15 protein-coding genes are annotated in these 16,649 nt (G+C 41.6%); 4 read left to right on the forward strand and 11 right to left on the reverse strand.

Translation table 11 applies throughout. The features are described 5' to 3' along the window. Nucleotides 1–9 precede the first annotated feature (9 nt). From L6494_RS15750 to L6494_RS15785, 8 genes are all read right to left on the reverse strand, one after another. Nucleotides 10–2,337 (reverse strand): CHASE2 domain-containing protein, encoded by a 2,328-nt coding sequence (locus L6494_RS15750; protein ID WP_237988666.1) that lies wholly within the window; start codon nucleotides 2,335–2,337, stop codon nucleotides 10–12. 102 nt (nucleotides 2,338–2,439) lie between these two features. Continuing rightward, on the reverse strand, nucleotides 2,440–3,402 hold the full coding sequence (locus L6494_RS15755; protein ID WP_237988667.1) for a DUF1822 family protein: 963 nt from the start codon (nucleotides 3,400–3,402) through the stop codon (nucleotides 2,440–2,442). A gap of 146 nt (nucleotides 3,403–3,548) precedes the next feature. Next, nucleotides 3,549–4,526, reverse strand: coding sequence for a Bpu10I family restriction endonuclease (locus tag L6494_RS15760; protein WP_237988668.1), 978 nt, complete (start codon nucleotides 4,524–4,526; stop codon nucleotides 3,549–3,551). Beyond that, the gene (locus tag L6494_RS15765; RefSeq protein WP_442946960.1) at nucleotides 4,499–5,770 is read right to left on the reverse strand and encodes a DNA cytosine methyltransferase; all 1,272 of its coding nucleotides are present in this window, start codon (nucleotides 5,768–5,770) and stop codon (nucleotides 4,499–4,501) included. Before L6494_RS15765 ends, L6494_RS15760 begins: the two co-directional genes overlap by 28 nt. A gap of 100 nt (nucleotides 5,771–5,870) precedes the next feature. Beyond that, the gene (locus tag L6494_RS15770; protein ID WP_237988669.1) at nucleotides 5,871–8,582 is read right to left on the reverse strand and encodes a CHAT domain-containing protein; all 2,712 of its coding nucleotides are present in this window, start codon (nucleotides 8,580–8,582) and stop codon (nucleotides 5,871–5,873) included. Nucleotides 8,583–8,690: 108 nt separating this feature from the next. Further along, entirely contained in the window at nucleotides 8,691–9,344 is a 654-nt protein-coding gene (locus L6494_RS15775) for a sigma-70 family RNA polymerase sigma factor (RefSeq protein WP_237988670.1), read from the reverse strand. 175 nt (nucleotides 9,345–9,519) lie between these two features. Then, complete coding sequence (locus L6494_RS15780) at nucleotides 9,520–10,893, reverse strand: DUF2330 domain-containing protein (protein ID WP_237988671.1); 1,374 nt, start codon at nucleotides 10,891–10,893, stop codon at nucleotides 9,520–9,522. 65 nt (nucleotides 10,894–10,958) lie between these two features. Next, nucleotides 10,959–11,813, reverse strand: coding sequence for an RnfABCDGE type electron transport complex subunit D (locus L6494_RS15785; protein WP_237988672.1), 855 nt, complete (start codon nucleotides 11,811–11,813; stop codon nucleotides 10,959–10,961). A gap of 324 nt (nucleotides 11,814–12,137) precedes the next feature. Here L6494_RS15785 and L6494_RS15790 point away from each other — a divergent pair, with 324 nt between their 5' ends. From L6494_RS15790 to L6494_RS15800, 3 genes are all read left to right on the forward strand, one after another. Beyond that, complete coding sequence (locus tag L6494_RS15790) at nucleotides 12,138–12,791, forward strand: phosphoribosyltransferase (protein ID WP_237988673.1); 654 nt, start codon at nucleotides 12,138–12,140, stop codon at nucleotides 12,789–12,791. A gap of 71 nt (nucleotides 12,792–12,862) precedes the next feature. Continuing rightward, nucleotides 12,863–13,492, forward strand: a complete 630-nt coding sequence (locus L6494_RS15795) for an HPF/RaiA family ribosome-associated protein (protein WP_237988674.1) — start codon at nucleotides 12,863–12,865, stop codon at nucleotides 13,490–13,492. A gap of 90 nt (nucleotides 13,493–13,582) precedes the next feature. Continuing rightward, the gene (locus L6494_RS15800; RefSeq protein ID WP_237988675.1) at nucleotides 13,583–13,792 is read left to right on the forward strand and encodes a hypothetical protein; all 210 of its coding nucleotides are present in this window, start codon (nucleotides 13,583–13,585) and stop codon (nucleotides 13,790–13,792) included. A 140-nt stretch (nucleotides 13,793–13,932) separates the two neighbouring features. On the opposite strand, the gene gatC is transcribed toward L6494_RS15800, so the two are convergent. The 3 genes from gatC to L6494_RS15815 form a co-directional block, all read right to left on the reverse strand. Beyond that, complete coding sequence (gene gatC / locus L6494_RS15805) at nucleotides 13,933–14,223, reverse strand: Asp-tRNA(Asn)/Glu-tRNA(Gln) amidotransferase subunit GatC (RefSeq protein WP_237996043.1); 291 nt, start codon at nucleotides 14,221–14,223, stop codon at nucleotides 13,933–13,935. Between the two features lie 125 nt (nucleotides 14,224–14,348). Beyond that, a complete protein-coding gene (locus L6494_RS15810; protein WP_237988676.1) occupies nucleotides 14,349–14,870 on the reverse strand; it encodes a photosystem I assembly protein Ycf3 in 522 nt (173 codons plus the stop codon). A 129-nt stretch (nucleotides 14,871–14,999) separates the two neighbouring features. Continuing rightward, nucleotides 15,000–15,701, reverse strand: a complete 702-nt coding sequence (locus tag L6494_RS15815) for an SOS response-associated peptidase (RefSeq protein ID WP_237988677.1) — start codon at nucleotides 15,699–15,701, stop codon at nucleotides 15,000–15,002. A gap of 201 nt (nucleotides 15,702–15,902) precedes the next feature. Here L6494_RS15815 and L6494_RS15820 point away from each other — a divergent pair, with 201 nt between their 5' ends. Beyond that, entirely contained in the window at nucleotides 15,903–16,535 is a 633-nt protein-coding gene (locus L6494_RS15820; RefSeq protein ID WP_237988678.1) for a glutathione S-transferase family protein, read from the forward strand. The last annotated feature ends 114 nt before the right edge of the window (nucleotides 16,536–16,649 follow it).

Genomic DNA, 16,649 nt, shown 5'->3' on the forward strand with positions numbered 1-16,649 from the left:
GATTGATGACTATTGACTATTAAATTTTGATTTTTGAATTGATACTACGGTTACAGTTGCTACTAATGACAAAGCTGATGGTACAAAGGGAAGCCAAACGCCCGAAATTAATAGACTCCAGCAAAGTAAATACAGAACACTCGAACTAACACCAACTGCTAATGCTAACTTGGGGAATAAACGCCATTGCCAGGCTAATAAACCACCTAATCCAGCCCAACCCCAAATCCAAATTATTTCCAACCAAGGTGACACAACCCGCAATAATGGACGACCATCTAAAACAGCACTAATAATTTGACTAACCATGTGGGCTTGTACTATTACCCCTGGCATTTGTTCATCTAACAGATGACCGTAGGGAGTCGCCCAATAGTCGGGAAAATCTCCTTTGGCTACTACACCAATTAGAACAATGCGGTCTTTGATGGCGTTGGGATTAATGGGGTTAGATAATAGCTGGGTGAGTGTCACCTGTTCCGCGATTTGCTTAGAGGCGCGATAGTTAAGTAGGATTTGACCACCATTGGCATCAATTCCTTGATAACCGCCACTGTGAGGTGATAGGCGGTGCAATACTGTTTTATCTAACTGTAAATTAGGAGGTGTACCAGGGGTAAATTTTGGTTGGATTCCTAAAGATGAAAGATATAAAAATGCCAGTTGGGTACTGAAGGAGTAGGGGGTAGAACACAAGGAAGCGGTTTCCTGAGTCATAAACAGGAGATGGCGACGTACTACACCATCTTTATCATGAATGAAGTCGCTAAATCCTAAGCGTTCCTTGGGAATTTCTGGTGGCGGCGCAATACCTTTAGTGTTGGCTGTAGAGTCACTCCCTTTACAGATGCCGATGAGATTATCAGTCTGTTGCAGTTGTAATTTTAAATCTGCTTGTTCCGCCGGAAAGTCGCGGTAGATATCTAAACCTATAGCTTTGGGTTGGTATTTATTGAGTTTGAGTAATAATTGGTTAAGGGATTTTTCGGAGATGGATGTTCCTTTTAAGATTTCGCCGTTGCGTCGCTGATTGGCTAAATCGTCATCGTCAATGGTAACTAACAACAAACGCCGATCTGTCCCCTCATCAGGACGCGATCGCATCATCAAATCAAAAGCTTGCAGTTCCAAGGCTTGGAATCCTCCCAACAGCCGTAAACCAGAAACTACAGCCGTTACCGCCAAGCTAGACAACGCCAACATTTTGCAGGTGCGTTTTTTGTCAACTGGTCGAGTATAAAATATTTGTTGGGTGGGAATCTCGGTCAGTTCATCCCAAGTTAGGGGAATCTGAGAGGGATTTTGGCAAATTACTGGTAGCCAAGTTGCACAGGGAAATTTATCTTCTAGTCCTTGTAACCGTTCCCGTGCGTGTCGGACTGCTTGATATAAAGGTTCACCGCCTGCAAAACTTTGCAGAAAATATTTGAGAAACTCTTGCGCTACCTGGTCAGGAACAGGTTCACGCATGACGATAATTTGGGGAATGTGTAAATCAGCTAGTTCCCGCGCCAAGCCCAACCCATCACATGAATTGAAAATTGCTAGCTGTAACCCCCGTTCTATGGCTTGTTTGAGGGCATACTTGAGTTCACTAATGGTGAGGCTATCGGTTTTATTCAGGTAAATTCTGCCAGTGCTATCATTTCCCTGACTAGAACTGTGTCCGGCAAAAAATAATATATCCCAGTTTTTCCCCCACAGGTGATCGGTCAATTCCTTACGCCGTGGTTCGACCACAAAACTAACATCGGCATGGGGGCATTTTTGTAAAACAGCTTGATCTGCCTGGGTATCAATCCCCTGACTGTTGCCGACAATGGCCAAAATATTGACCGTTGCGTTGGGGTTAGGGGGTTTATGAACGCGATCGTAGCTTGGTGAGGACAGGGCAATTTCTGCTTTGGGGTAGCGTTCTAGTAAGTCCCAGATGTGCCAAGGGAGTCTTTGCAATTGGCTATTTTCTGATTGCAGAATGACTCTGATTTCGTCTGTGGGCATTAATTTTTCTAGCCATTTTTCCCGCAGGGGTCGAAAATCTTCCGCCTGTAGCCAGGCATTAAAGCGGGCGCGTAAGATATGGGCTAGTTCATGGCAATCTTGAGTGACAGATACATTCGTGACTTGAATTCTATCCGCATCTAAACGGTAACTGTTACCCAGCTGTAAATAGCTAGCCTGCCAACGGGTGTAGTAAACCGTAATTTCTGGACATGGCGGTAGTTTACCTGTGATTTCTGTGGAGGGGCGATCGCTTTCTTCGCCAATTTGCAGCGTGACGGTAAACCCTTGCTCAAAACTACCGTCGCCAAATTTCAGCACTACTAACTTAGCCATGACCGTCGCTTTGCTCCGATTTACCCAATGGGGAGTAGGGAAATTTCATTTTGATTGCTTCCTACCTATTCCCAACGATAATTATTTACACTGACCTAGTTATTAGATCACAAAGTTTTCTTTAATACTCATATCATTGAATGTTACCTGAACGCTAAACTCCTCTTGGAGTTCACCACGAAACTGTAACTGAATGTAGTTATCTGCCCTTCTGGCTTGAGCTTCTAAAAATACTGCACCAGAATTATCTAACACTTTTAGTTGGACTCCAGTTGGTAAATACATTTGATTACCTGTGGAGTGGAGTTGCAGCCGAATACTAGTTTTTTCGTGAGATTCCGGGGAAATTTCCACAATCAACATCACTGGTTGATTGTCAATTTGAATGCCCAAGTCAATCAGTTTTGCTCTTCTAGTTACTGTTTCTGACTGCCCCTGTACTACCTCTTGCACAGGACTACGAAAGGCATAACCTGGTCTTAATTCTGGTAAATTCCATAAGGATTCTACTGTTTGCCAACCAGCCTCAACTTGACCGACAAACCACTGGCTGAGATTGACCAGGGCATCTACTGGGGAAGTTCTTAATTGTGCCAGGCGATCGATTAGTGTTTCTATAGGTTGTATTTGAGTTAAAGCCAATGTTTCTGTTGCCACCTTTTTGACAAAACCCAATAATTGTGCTTCTTGGCAAGAGTCATCCACTTGCACAACGACATAACCTACTCTATCTTCCCAAGTTTCTGCGGGAATCGAGCATACTTGATTGGATGAAAGTACAGGACGGCATTCCAAACGACCTATTGAGGAAACCTCTAAATCAGCCACATTCGCGCAGAGTTGCATAATTGGATTCCAACTGTCGCTAGCTGTCAAATTGGTAGGAATATCCATCATTTGTAAATAATCATTCACTACCCATACAGCTAAAGTATTCAGCCTGACTTGCTCGGCTTTTGCTGAAGTAGGCTGTTGGTTGGCAAACCGTTGGGCATTTGTACGAGCCGCTTGAGAAATCGGCAGCGTAATTGCGAAATCCTCTAGCTTGAATGTGTTGTTAGTCATATCTTTAATCCCCAGTGATCAATGCTGCTATGTACATATCATCCAAATTCACTCAATTTATGCCATAAAAACAATGAATTTTAGAGAAAAATTTCAGCATGGGGAGTAGAAAGTTTCTCTATATTACTAAAATCTCCACACCATAGCTACTCGTCAATTAACCATCCCCGTTGTATGCCGTACTCAATTCCGCCAGTCCAGTCCATTGTGAGATGCTTACGCACCTTATGAAAGAGATGTTGAATGACGGTGGGATTAATGGGATTTTTGAGATATGTTTCTTCATATCTAAATTCTCGGTCAGTGTTTTTCTGCTGACGTAGTAAATAAATCTGGTCAACTTTATACTTCCGAAGATTGACATCACTACTCAGCTTAATCCACTCCATAACTACAACATACAGACTATTAGGATTTCTTGCTTTTAAGTCCTCTGCTGCTCTTGATGAGCCTTCCAGCATAGTTTTATCCAGATAAGTCTTACATTCAATTACCACAACTGGAATATCGAAAATGTGTGTTTCGGTATTCCCTGTAACTGTAACTTCTGAGTATTTTTCTGGTTCTTCCTTAAACAGTGGCAGTATTTCACCAGAATTTCGATCACGCTCTGGTGGAATCGCTGCTTCTAGTGATGCTTGAATGGTTGCTCCAATCACAAAATCATGATCTTTTTTCTCAATACGTGCATACGGACGCTTCAGCATCTCAGAGTATTTTGGTGGGACAAAGAAAATATCTTTGAACGTGTGTGATTTGCCAATCAGAGCGTGTTCTCCAAAGTCTCTGACTAAATCTCTAAATAAGTAATAAAGAAATTCTTCTAATACGCTAGAGTGCAGGTTTGATCTAGAGTCAAATTTCTCAGCATATTTTTGTTGGTCAATAAAGTCTTTGTATGTAGAAAAAAGTGCTACTCTGTCAGCGATAATGGCGTTATCTTGCTCTGTAGATTGTGATGTAGGTCCAAGCAATTGAAGATTTTCTGCCTGCCACTTATCATACTCACTTCTAATTTCACTGATATATTCTCTACTCTTATCATCTCTGTATTTTGTACGATGATTCTCCTTCTGTTCAAGATTAGATCCATGAACTAAAGGGTTTCTATCAGTTGTGGACATAGCTCTAACTTTTCTTGAATATGCAGTGCAATTGACTTAGCAAGAACAGGTGGGACAGCATTACCAATTTGATTATACTGGCAAAGAAATTTCTCATCAAATCTCTTCTCTCGATGTAATAATTTGTGAGATACAACAGTTTTTTTTCCTAGAAAACGATAAGTGTCAGGAAAAGATTGAATGCGTGCGCCTTCGCGGGCTGTCAAATTACGATGCTGAAAAGGATGAATGAAATTAGCATAAAATGATGCTGCTATTGTGTGTGATGGTTTATAAGGATTCAGTCGGCGGTTGTTCTGGTCGTAATTTATCTCTGATAGTTCTCCATTGCCACCTCGTCGTTTAGCCCTATGTTCTTTTGGTGCATCTGAACTAGATTCACCCCATTTAATATGTTTAAAACGTTCTACCAGTCTCTTAGAATGATCCATTGCAACATGGTTATAAAGTATGTTACTTCCATTTCTGATCCATCTCTGATAGTTATTATAAGGTTCTGAAATATATGGTTGTTCTTCTTCTCCCTCACAAGCATTAAGTGATGGTAAATCTGATATCGCATCCCACAAACTAAGAGAAGGAAGTAAAGCATTATTTTCAAATACTGATAATTGATACCTACGAATATTTAATAAATTTAGAGAATGAGTTTTTGGTGGAACACCTAGTTCTTGTCCCTGTTTATTTCCAACAATAAATATACGTTCTCTATTTTGTGGTACACCATATTCAGCAGCATTTAGCAACCATATTTCTACAAAATATCCAAGATTTTCAAAGGTTTCTTTTATAATATCTATTACCTTTCTATCTTCTGTATTTTTTCGGGAAAGTAAGCCTTTTACATTCTCCATTACAAATGCTTTGGGTTCAAGAAAATCAATCCATTGAGCAAAATTAATGAATAGAGTATTTCTAGGATCTTTAGGATCTTTTGCGGCTGGTCCGGCAATACTAAAACCTTGACATGGAGGTCCACCCATAACAATATCGGGTTTTAGTATACATATCTCTTTCACGCTGCTTGCAGAATTAAAATCACGAATATCATGTTGAATAACTGTCATTTCAGGGTGGTTATAGCGGAGCGTATCACAAGCCCAAGCATCGATATCAATGGATAGAGGAACAGAAAACCCTGCCATCTCAAAACCTAAACTAAAGCCACCACATCCAGCAAACAAATCAATAGCTACAGGTTGCGACTTGAACATAAACTCTTGCTTGAACTGGGTTTTTCCCATTACAAAAATCTTGACACTTATAGTTTTATGACTCTGGATAAAGCATGATAACAGATTAGATTAAGTTGTGGGTTACTACTCTCTGTTCGCAATTCCCCAATTACAGCCAATTGCCAATTAACACATAGGCCGACCAAAAACTGGGGGCTTGGTAGTTGGGATGGTGCAGTAGTTTTAGTTGGGCTAGCTGGAGAACTTCAGCTTTAGTCATTTTGCCATTTTTGAGTTCCCGATAAAATTCACCTACAAAAAAGGCTGTTGATTCATCATCAATTTGCCATAGAGAGGCTACAGTGCTACGTGCGCCGGCTCTGACTGCTGCTCCTGCTAAACCGAGGGCGGCGCGGTTGTCTCCGGTTGCTGTTTGACAGGCACTTAACACTAATAGTTCTATTGCTCCTGGTCGGGTTTGATCTCGGTTGCGTAGGAGGTCATCAAATTCTTTGACGTAAATTTGACGGTCGTTTGCCAAAATATAGGTTTCGTCGGCAATGGAACTAAACTGACCATGAGTAGCTAAATGCACAACGTTGAATGAAGCACTACTGACCTCTTTTTGTAGGGCTTGGCTGGTGAACTGCTGATCTAAGAGGCTCTTGGTTGAGACTCCAGCACTAGCAATGAGGTTTACTTCTGATTGGACTGCTGGTAAGGGTGAATAATTAGGAAAACCTTCAGGTGGTTGAGTTAGTCCAGCAGTTAAGGCTCTTAGCTGCTGCCGTTCTAGGGGTTTGGGGTCAAGTAGTTGTAGACCGACACTGAGAGCGATCGCATATTTTTCGATTAAATATTTCTGCCCGTCGTAAAGAGCCGCCATTGGTAAGTTACGTAATGCGCCATCTAGTACAAACACTAGGGTCTTGACTCCACTAGCCGCTAATTCTGACTCAATGGGTTTGAGCAACCAGTTATAAACTTTTTGTGATTGGTCTTTAATAGCTTTGGTAGCTGTGGGATTAACCAGATTTTTTCTTAGTTCTGAGAGAACTTTGTCTACTTCTGGTTGATTAACGTTGGTAGTGTAATGCTTGAGGGGTTGTTTAGGAATTTTGACAATTACTTGTAAACTGTGCGGCAAAATAATTGGGTAAAGGATAGCCGTAGTGGGGTTATCTTTGTCTACTACTTGATCAATTAGTACACTCTCACCTTGTAAACAAGCTTCCCTAAAAAAGTTATCTAATTCTGCCAACTGTAAAGCCTCAATCCTTTGGCGAGCTTTATCTAGAGTTTTTTGATCTATTTCTCCCGATTGGGACTTTAACAATAACTCGACCGATTCGCGATAGATAGGTTCTACACTGTCACGAAAGTTAAATTGTACGTCTTGATGAACAGCCACTAAGTCGCCTCTAAGAGACTTAAGTGTGTCTACTGCTGCATCATAGGCAGCGATCGCACTAGATATATTTTTTTGCGCCCACAGCAATCTCCCTAACTGCCACTCCAACCGATAGATAATATCTGGAGCATTGCTACTCTGTGCCAGAATTAATCCTTGCTGAGTAAGACTTTGCGCTTCTTGCCATTGCTGGTTGTTCTCGTACAAATGCCCCAAACTTAACAACCCATAAGCTTCGGCTGGTTTATCCCCCAAACTTCGGGCTTGTTTGACGGTATTAGCTAAAAGTTGAGCAATTTGTTGGGCATTGGGGGATAAGGTAGAATTTTCTGCCTCCTGTGTCCTACCCAATTTCATCAAACTTTCGGCATAGTTAATCTGAGCATAAATGGCAGCCCGACTAGTGGAGAGTTGGTTAAGTTGGGGTTGAATTAAGGGGATGAGATTTTTTGCCTCTGACAATTGTTGAGTGTCAATTAGCAGGCTGAGTTGATTGAGTTGGGCTTGAATTTTGGTGAGAGGTGAGGCAGATTTGGTTACACTTTGTTGATAATAGTCAATTGCTTGTGCTAGTTGCTGTTTAGCTCGTGCTTTGTCACCTAAATTTAATAAATTGGCTCGTGCATTATTGCCTAGACTTAATAAACTAGCTCCCATCTGTGCAGGCAATTGCAGACGTTCGGTAATTGCTAGACTTTGCTCTAAAACAGTGCGAGATTTGGCTAAATCGCCGATTACCATTAATGTATCACCGAGCGATCGCAATCCCACGGCTTTTTCTACAGAATCTGGTTGTGCTTGTAATTTTTGATTGACTGCTAGTAAAGTCTGTACCGCCCGCCGATAAAAGCCTTTGTTACGCCAGGCTTGGGCTTGATTAATTTGCGATCGCACTTCGCCCGCTTGATTCTTGGTTTGTTGGTAAATCTCTGCGGTTTTTTGCCAAGTAGCTAAGGCTGCTTCTGGTTTGCCCATTGCCAATTGCAAACGACCTTGAATATCAAGTGTTTGAGCTAATATTTGCAAGTTTTGCTCATTTTTTTGGGCTGGGATTAATTCCAAACTGGTTTTAATGGCTGCCTCTGCTGCTGGCCAGTTGCCAAGTTGTTGGTAAGCTAAGGACAAGTTACTATAAATAGCAGCTAATTTAAGACTATCATCCTGCTGCTTATATACCTGCGTTGCCTGTTGCAATACTTCCACCGCTTCCGCAAAACGCCCAGCATCGTATAAAGATTTACCTTGTTCTATTAATAAGCCGCGCTCAGAATTTACCAATCTCGGCGCATTCAAAGGCTGATCAGTTACCGTCTTCAGTTCTCCTCTGTCTGTATTTACAGAGTTGATTGCCAGTACAGGTAAATTGATTGTCAATACCAAAGCTACGAGAAAGTATACAAGTAAACTGAGTTTTATTTTCTGCTTTTTACCTGGGAAATAACGACAAAAGATCCTAACTAAGTGATTCATAATTATGGCAACCAGCAGATAAAAACCCATGACAGGGCTTCAAGAATTTTACGGGAATTAGGTAGTCAATAGCTAGCTCAATGGCGATCGCTCAACCTCAGTAACCTCTTATTCGATCAAACCCTCTGATTCAGCAAATTTACGTAATCGTGGTAGACATTGACGCTGATAAAAGCTGCTTAAGGTGGGAATTGGTAGCCCAAATTCCTCAGACAATTCTTTCCAACTCACTTCCGGTGGTAGACGTTTGAGAATTAATACCTGACAGTTTACCTCTGGACGACCTTTAACGTGAGTAGTCTCTAATTCTCCAGTAGGATCTGTTTTGATCCAAGTTTCTAACTCATCTAAAATTGGTGGTGGTTCAGGGATAGCGGCTAAATTTTCTACAGGGTCAATAATATCACCATTTCCACCTGATGTAGACTGACGAACACGCAAAGGAACTGTTGTTGCTTGTTCTTTATTTTGGTTGATATAAAAGTCTTGTAATCTGCGTTTTAAGTAAGCATTTAACCAAGTAACAACAGTACCATAGATAGGATCGTATTTTTGCCCTGTCAGACCTTCGCAAATGTTCCGGCAGAAGTATAACCAAGTTTGTTGTAGTGCATCTTGATAGTATGGGCTATTTTCCCGCCAAAGTTTCTTGGAACTGAGGCGAATAATTTGCGTGAGCAACTTCTGACGTTGGGGACTTCCAGGAGGGTGTCCACAGACTTGGGAAACTATGTTACGTAGCTGTTCATCAAATTCAACCATGATTACTAGGACAAAAAAGGCAAGAGTTTATAAGGAGCAGCAAGAATATATTATTACTACCTGCTGTCATCCTCAAATAATTTCTCTTGCCTGAGAATAATTATCGCTATCATTTAAACCTATGCAAAATTCACCGTTAAAGATATTTTGGTAAGCGTAGGGTATTTCTTGAAGCCTACATACCGAGCCAAGAGAAGAAAGTTTCCCACCACGAAATGGTGAGATTACCAACGCTCAACTGCATTTTGCGCCGGATATCTTGGATGTTCCAGTTGGTAAGTTTGGCGAGGGTTTGGGCTTCTTGTTCAAAACGTTTTGGTAAAGAGCGTCTGTATTCTTTACCCGCTTGACATTTCACTTCCCCAGTGAAGGGATGTTGTAAAATATATCGCCCTTGGAAAGATTCCCGGTTAGAAGTGTCTTGGAACATTAGGTCTTCGGGGAACTTGTCGCGGGTGTAGCGGACGTGCAAACGAGAGATAAAGACGTTACTGGTGGGAAAGGGGCGACGAAAGCCAGGGGATATTGATGTATCACTGGGGGAATTACCATCTAGCCAAAACACACCTGCTTGCTTGAGTTCATCGGGTGTTAAGGGTTCAGCCGCACAGGGGTCGCAATTACTCATATCCCAGGCATATTCTAAAAAGGCGACTCTCTTACCTTCCTTGGTGTAAGCTGTTTCAAATGTAGATTTGTAGAAGTCGCCAAATTCCTGTTTGACAAATATAGGAATGTTGACGTTAGAGGGAACTTTCACAGTCCGGTAGTTGGTGATTTCAGCTTGTCCCTTGGGTGAGAGGACGTAGACAATTAAATCTTGCTCGGTTGTGGCGTTAATCATCCCCAAGCGAATCGGTAACATAAACTTGGGTGATTGGTAAGAGATTTGTAGGGGACGCAGAAACTCGTAACCAGATTTTTCAAATTTATCGAGGTTGATTTTGGCTACAAAAAACTTCATTGAGGAGCGAATGTAGGGCTTAAGTAACTGTCTTGCGCCTCTGGGAATTTTGTAACCATTGCGATTGAGCCAAGTTTCTAAACCACCAGATTCTTTAGCACTCAAAACGACAATATCGTATTCACCTACATTAAAACGTGCTTCAACCGTCACACCTAAACTGCGATCGCGTCTTGCACTTTGTGCTTCATTAACTGGGGCTGAGGGTACTGCTAAAAATACATCTCCTCTGCGTGCATATGGGACGCAGGGGTTTTCATCAAAATACTCTACTAAACGCGGTGCGCTAAAAGCGTCCAATCGTTCAATAACTTTAGGGTCAGCAACACGCACCTGCTCTTTTTGAATGACTGTAGGGACAGGAACAACCATTGCAAAATCTTTGACTTCCCCTTGGTAGTCATTAGCCATAGTCAAAACAGTGCGATCGCCATCTCTAGCAATCACTACCTGAGAAGCTTTGTTATATAGTTTTGTATCAGCTTTCGCTACATAAAAGCCACAAAATGCCAAAGCCGTAGGTGCAAAGCACAATACAGAAAGGAATACTGATAACAATGGAATAATAAATCGAAAATGACGCATTAATTTATACCTTCTAAAGAAATTAACTTACTGTCTACCTTGTCTCCCCCTACACCCCTACACCCCTACACCCCTACACCCTTACTCCTCACCGCCTCTAACCAATCAAAACGGGGGGCTGCACAGATCACATCAAATAGGATGCTTAAAGGTGCAAACATGAACAATGCCCAAAAAACTGCCGTGGGGATAAAGAAATAATTCCGCAGCAGGAAAGTAACAATAGCAATACCCACTGCCCAAATCACACGCCCCATCCGTGCGTTAGGAATTGACCGGGGATCTGTCACCATAAATAAGGCAAACAGCAACAAAGACCCACTCATTAACCGATGCAAATAAACATCCCAAGTCCAGCCCAACCAGAGATTACGCATGGCTTCTAATAGGGAGTAAGCACCCAAAAAGGCGGCTGTAGTATCCCAACGACCAACCCGTTGCAAAATCATCCCTCCAGCCCCAGCAAATAACAGCCCATACCACCAATCTTCCCCCCACTGTCCTGGAGAAACCCAAGCATCAGAAGTGAAAACTAAGGCAACAATGATGCCAAAGTTAGCTGGATTAAAGAAATGTTTTTGGTTAACTCGTAAGAAAAACTTACTAGCGATCGCACTAGCTGCCGCAAAAGCCATCGTTGTCCAATGATCAGCCCGTAAAAGTAAACTGAGTCCCAAAGCAGTAATCAAAGCACTGCGGAGATTCAGGGTACTAGGGATTGGGGACAGAAGATTGGGCGCATCTTCTACCTCCTGCTTTCTGACTTGCACTAAAGACAAAATGCACTGTGTTGTTAAACAGGTGGCGATCGCTACTGCAATTAATTCTGGTCGCAGAGTCCAATCCCTTGTTCCAATACCCAAAATCAGGAACAAGCCGAGAAAAAGAATTTGATAATCCCGTATATCTTTGAGCAACATTAACTCTTTATTCAGGGATTCCCCGTAGATTTTTCATCAATTTAAACGAGTTCAACCCCAAAATATGTTGCCGTTACAGATTTTGTAACAAAAAAAACCTCAAACCTCCGCGCCCCGCCGCGTTTAAAAATAAAATCAAGCCTGTCCTCAACTAATCCATTAGACAGACTAATAGAATCAAGATATCGCTTCGTTAGTCAGAGGACATTTAATCTTCAACTTCTTAAAATCGAACAACAGCAGTAAAATACCAAATTCAGTAAGTGCAAGCCTAGCCGCAGGCTATTCCAAATTACGAATTACGAATTAGAAGTTACCCACGCCATGCTATTTAAAGACCGCACAGCCGCAGGCCAAGTTTTAGCCAGCAAGTTAGCAGATTACGCTAACTGCCCCGATGTGCTGGTTTTAGCCCTACCTAGGGGTGGTGTTCCTGTTGCTTTTGAAATTGCTCAAGCTTTAAATGCTCCCTTAGATGTCTTAGTAGTACGCAAACTTGGTGTACCTAATAATCCAGAACTAGCTATGGGAGCGATCGCTTCTGGTGGTGTCCGCATCATCAATCAACAAATTGTCAATGAGATCAACATTTCTGAAGAAGTCATTGCTAGAGTTGCAGCCCAAGAACAACGAGAACTAGAAAGACGGGAAAGTATGTATCGGGGCGATGAACCTTTTCCCGAATTAACAGGACGCAAAGTTATCTTAGTCGATGATGGTTTAGCCACCGGTGCAACCATGTGGGCGGCGGTAATTGCTGTCAGACAAAAAAATCCCCAAGAGATTGTGATTGCTGTCCCCGTTGCTGCACCAGAGACATATCAACAATTACAACCCAAAGTAGAAAAAATGTTCTGTATCGCCACACCCAGCCAATTTTATAGCGTGGGTATGTGGTATGAAGACTTTCCTCAAACTACCGATGCTGAAGTCCATGAATTGCTCAAAAAAGCCGGTAATTTAGTTAACAGTCAATAATCAATAAGCATTAGGGTAAAAGGCTCTCCCCTATACCCCTATACCCCTATACCCCTATACCCCTAATTACTATGCAAGTACCACTAGAAATTACCTATCGCAACTTAGAAAAAACAGCTGCGATCGATAACTTAATTAAAGAAAAAGTTGCCAAATTAGAGCATATTTGCAGTTATATCAATAGCTGTCACATCGCCGTTGAAAAGATACACGATCGCCCCCGTAGTGGTTCGCCCTACCGCGTCAGAATTGATCTCACCGTACCACCAGGACATGAACTCGTAGCACATAGTAATCCTAGTCAAAGTATCCAGTATGATCCTCTAGATGCCGTCATTAGAGATGCTTTTGATGCAGCGCGTCAGCAATTAGTCAAACTAACCCAAATTCAACAACAAAGCGATCGCGCCCAAACCCAGGAAGACGCAGGAGAAACCACAGGACTAGTCATCAAACTATTCCGAGATCAAGGTTATGGCTTTATCAAAAACCTAGATGGCGAAGAAATTTACTTCCACAGTAACAGCGTCCTCCATAACGACTTTGAACGCCTAGAAATTGGTACAGGTGTCCATTGTGCTGTAGAAGAAGGCGAAGAAGGACTACAAGCCAGTACAGTCAAAATCGTAGATAAACCAGGTGTCCGTGCTGGTAAATCTGGTCAAACCCTAATTGAACCGCCCTTAGACTGGAGAGAATAAAAAAATTCAAAATTCAATAATTCCCAGGGACTGGGGAAAGGTGATTTTCCCGTCATCCCCCAATTAAAAATTACCAATAACGAATTAATTATGAATAGCGAATTGAAACAAACCGCATCTCAACTTTTAGCCGCTATGCTGTCTAACCCTCATATATACCCCCAAGTAAGTGATGAGGGAGGTTACGGCAAAATGGAACAGCAATTAATTCTCACAGCCGTAGAGATGGCAGAAATCTTAAGTCAGCACATTGAAAATGTTCATTCCCAAACTGACAAGGAACTACAGCAAAAAAATTGATAGGAATGCTATAACCTGCATTTTTCGCAGAAATTGTAATTTGTTTCGTCAAGTCGCTTCGCTCCAATTAAAAATTCAAAAAAGGTCAATAGTCAATAGTCTTAACTGCTGACTATTGACTAATAACTAAAAACTAACAACTAATCAGCATTCATAATTTTTGGTACTTTAAAAAATTCACCTTCTTGTTCAGGCGCACTGTTGAGAATAGCTTCTCTGTCAGCATATGGTTGTAATTCATCATCTCTAGTTACATTGCTAACATCAATAGCCCGTGTTGTAGGAAGTACATCAGTAACATCCAACTCACTCAACTGCTCCACATAATCTAAAATACTGCCTAGCTGAATTGTAAATTGCTCCTCTTCTTCTGGAGTCAATTCTAAACGAGCCAGCAGGGCGACTTTATGAACTTGTTCCCGGTCAATCATGGTTAATTTAAGAGTCAATGGTCAATAGTCAATGGTCAATGGTCAACAGTCAACAGTCAACAGTCAACAGTCAACAGCTAATTATCTTTACCTTGGACTGTAGACTACTGACTTTGAACTCATGACTAAAAGAATACGTCGATTTGCATCCGTCCAGTGGTTTTGAGCCAGTTTTGGGCTTCAATGTAGTTATTGGGGGCCATGCGAATGGCTCTAATCCAGTAGTCTGCGGCTTGGTCAAATAGTGCTTCGCCGCCGTCGTGATCCCCAGCTTCTTTGGCTTTTTCGCCTTGATAGTGGTAAATTACAGCGATATTATTTAAGGCTTGGGGTAAGCGCGGATTGAGTTCAACGCCTTGGTGATAGAGTTCTAAAGCTTTGTCGTGGTCGCCGTTACTGGCATAAATTAAACCCATATTGTAGAGAATATAACCGCGATCGTTGGAGTCTTCCTCTAGGGTTAGGGCTTCTTCATAATATTCTAGTGCTTCGGCATACTCACCTTCTGCCTGGGCGGACATCCCATCTCGGTAATAAACGAATGCTTCTTTAGCTTTTTTGTTAGTTGGCAGTATCTTGAGGATGATATCTGCCATAACTGTAAAGGATTTATCAATAAAGTTATCGTTTTTTTGCGTTCTTGGCATATTCGCCTCTTCTTTAGGGATTGGGGACTGGGGATTGGGGACTGGGGACTGGGGACTGGGTATTAGTAATTCTTTTCCTTTTACCTAGTTCCTAGTCGCCATTCGCCATTGCTTTAGTACACTCAATAGCTAATTTAACTGATTTGGGTGGGTATTCTGCTCGTTGACTGGCATGATACATTCAGGAATGTTGTGTTTTGGGCTATTGACCAGTTTGCTTACGGGGTAGCCAGTCATGGCTGCGGCTGGATAGGGCGATAATAGGGACTGTAGTGGTTGAGGTGTCTGTACTTCGGCATCTAGCCATAAATCGTAATCTTTGGGGTCAAGAATTACTGGCATCCGATCATGGATTGATTGCAATAATTCGTTGGCTGTCGTTGTCAAAATTGTACAAGAAATGATTTCCTCTTGGGTGGGGGAACTCCATTTTTCCCACAAACCCGCAAAGCCAAAGGGTTGTTCGTCTCGGAGACGAAAGTAAAATGGCTGTTTTGTCCCTTGTTGTTTTTGCCACTCATAAAAGCCATCAGCCACCACTAAACAGCGTCGGTGCTTGAAGGCGGAACGAAAGGAGGGTTTTTCGGCTACGGTCTCTGATCTGGCGTTAATTAATTTTGACCCGATGCTGGAATCTTTAGCCCATGAAGGAATTAGACCCCAGCGTAACTGCTGCAATTCACGCCGATTAACTTCAGGATTATGCAAAACTGTCACCACCATTTGCGTAGGTGCAATGTTATATTGTGCAGCCAAATTTTGCCCGGGTTGAACATGAAAAATTTCAGCTAATGCTTTTGCTGTCTGGGTTAAAGTAAATCTTCCACACATGATTTTTTTCCCTATTGCATAAAATAAAACATTGAAATTGCAGCATTAAATATTACTAATATTTTTATTTTTCCAGATAATTAATATTTACTAGAACAACATATTAAATTATCCAAAATATCCTGTTTGATAAAAATAATTTTGTAAGATAGTGTATTTTAGACCTTTAATCGTCAACACATTCTTTATCATAATTTGTACATGGAATCATTACGTTTGTACGATTTTTTACTTTCAGGTAACGGCTACAAGATACGTCTTTTATTAATACAAATGGGTATACCATTTGAGAGAGTAGAGGTTAATATTTTAAAAGGAGAGAGCCGCACAATAGAATTTTTGAGTAAAAATCCTAACGGTAGAATACCAGTTTTAGAAATTGAACCAGAAAAATATTTAGCAGAATCGAATGCTATATTGATGTACTTGAGCGAAAATACAGAATTTTTACCTTACGATCGCTATTTAAAAGCACAGGTGATGCAATGGTTATTTTTTGAACAATATAGCCATGAACCATATATTGCTAAATCAAGATTTTGGATGTCTATTTTAGGGAAAGCCAAGGAATACCATACCGCCCTAGAACAATTACGTGAACCGGGTTACGCAGCCCTCAAAGTAATGGAAAATCATTTACGCTATCATAGCTTTTTTGTGGATGAGCGTTACACAATTGCTGATATTGCTTTGTTCGCTTATACTCACGTTGCTGATGAAGGAGGGTTTGATTTAACACAATTCCCTGCAATTCAAGCTTGGCTAGAACGAGTCAAAGCCCAACCAGGATATATCAGTATTACCCATGAGCCTCAATTATGCTTGGATTGGTAGTTGGGGGAGAGGGGATAGGGGACAGGGGACAGGTGACAGGGGATAGGTGACAGGGGACAGGTGACAGGGGACAGGTGACAGGTGACAGGGGACAGGGGACAGGGGACAGGGGAC

Source organism: Nostoc sp. UHCC 0870 (assembly GCF_022063185.1).
Classification (GTDB): Bacteria; Cyanobacteriota; Cyanobacteriia; order Cyanobacteriales; family Nostocaceae; genus Trichormus.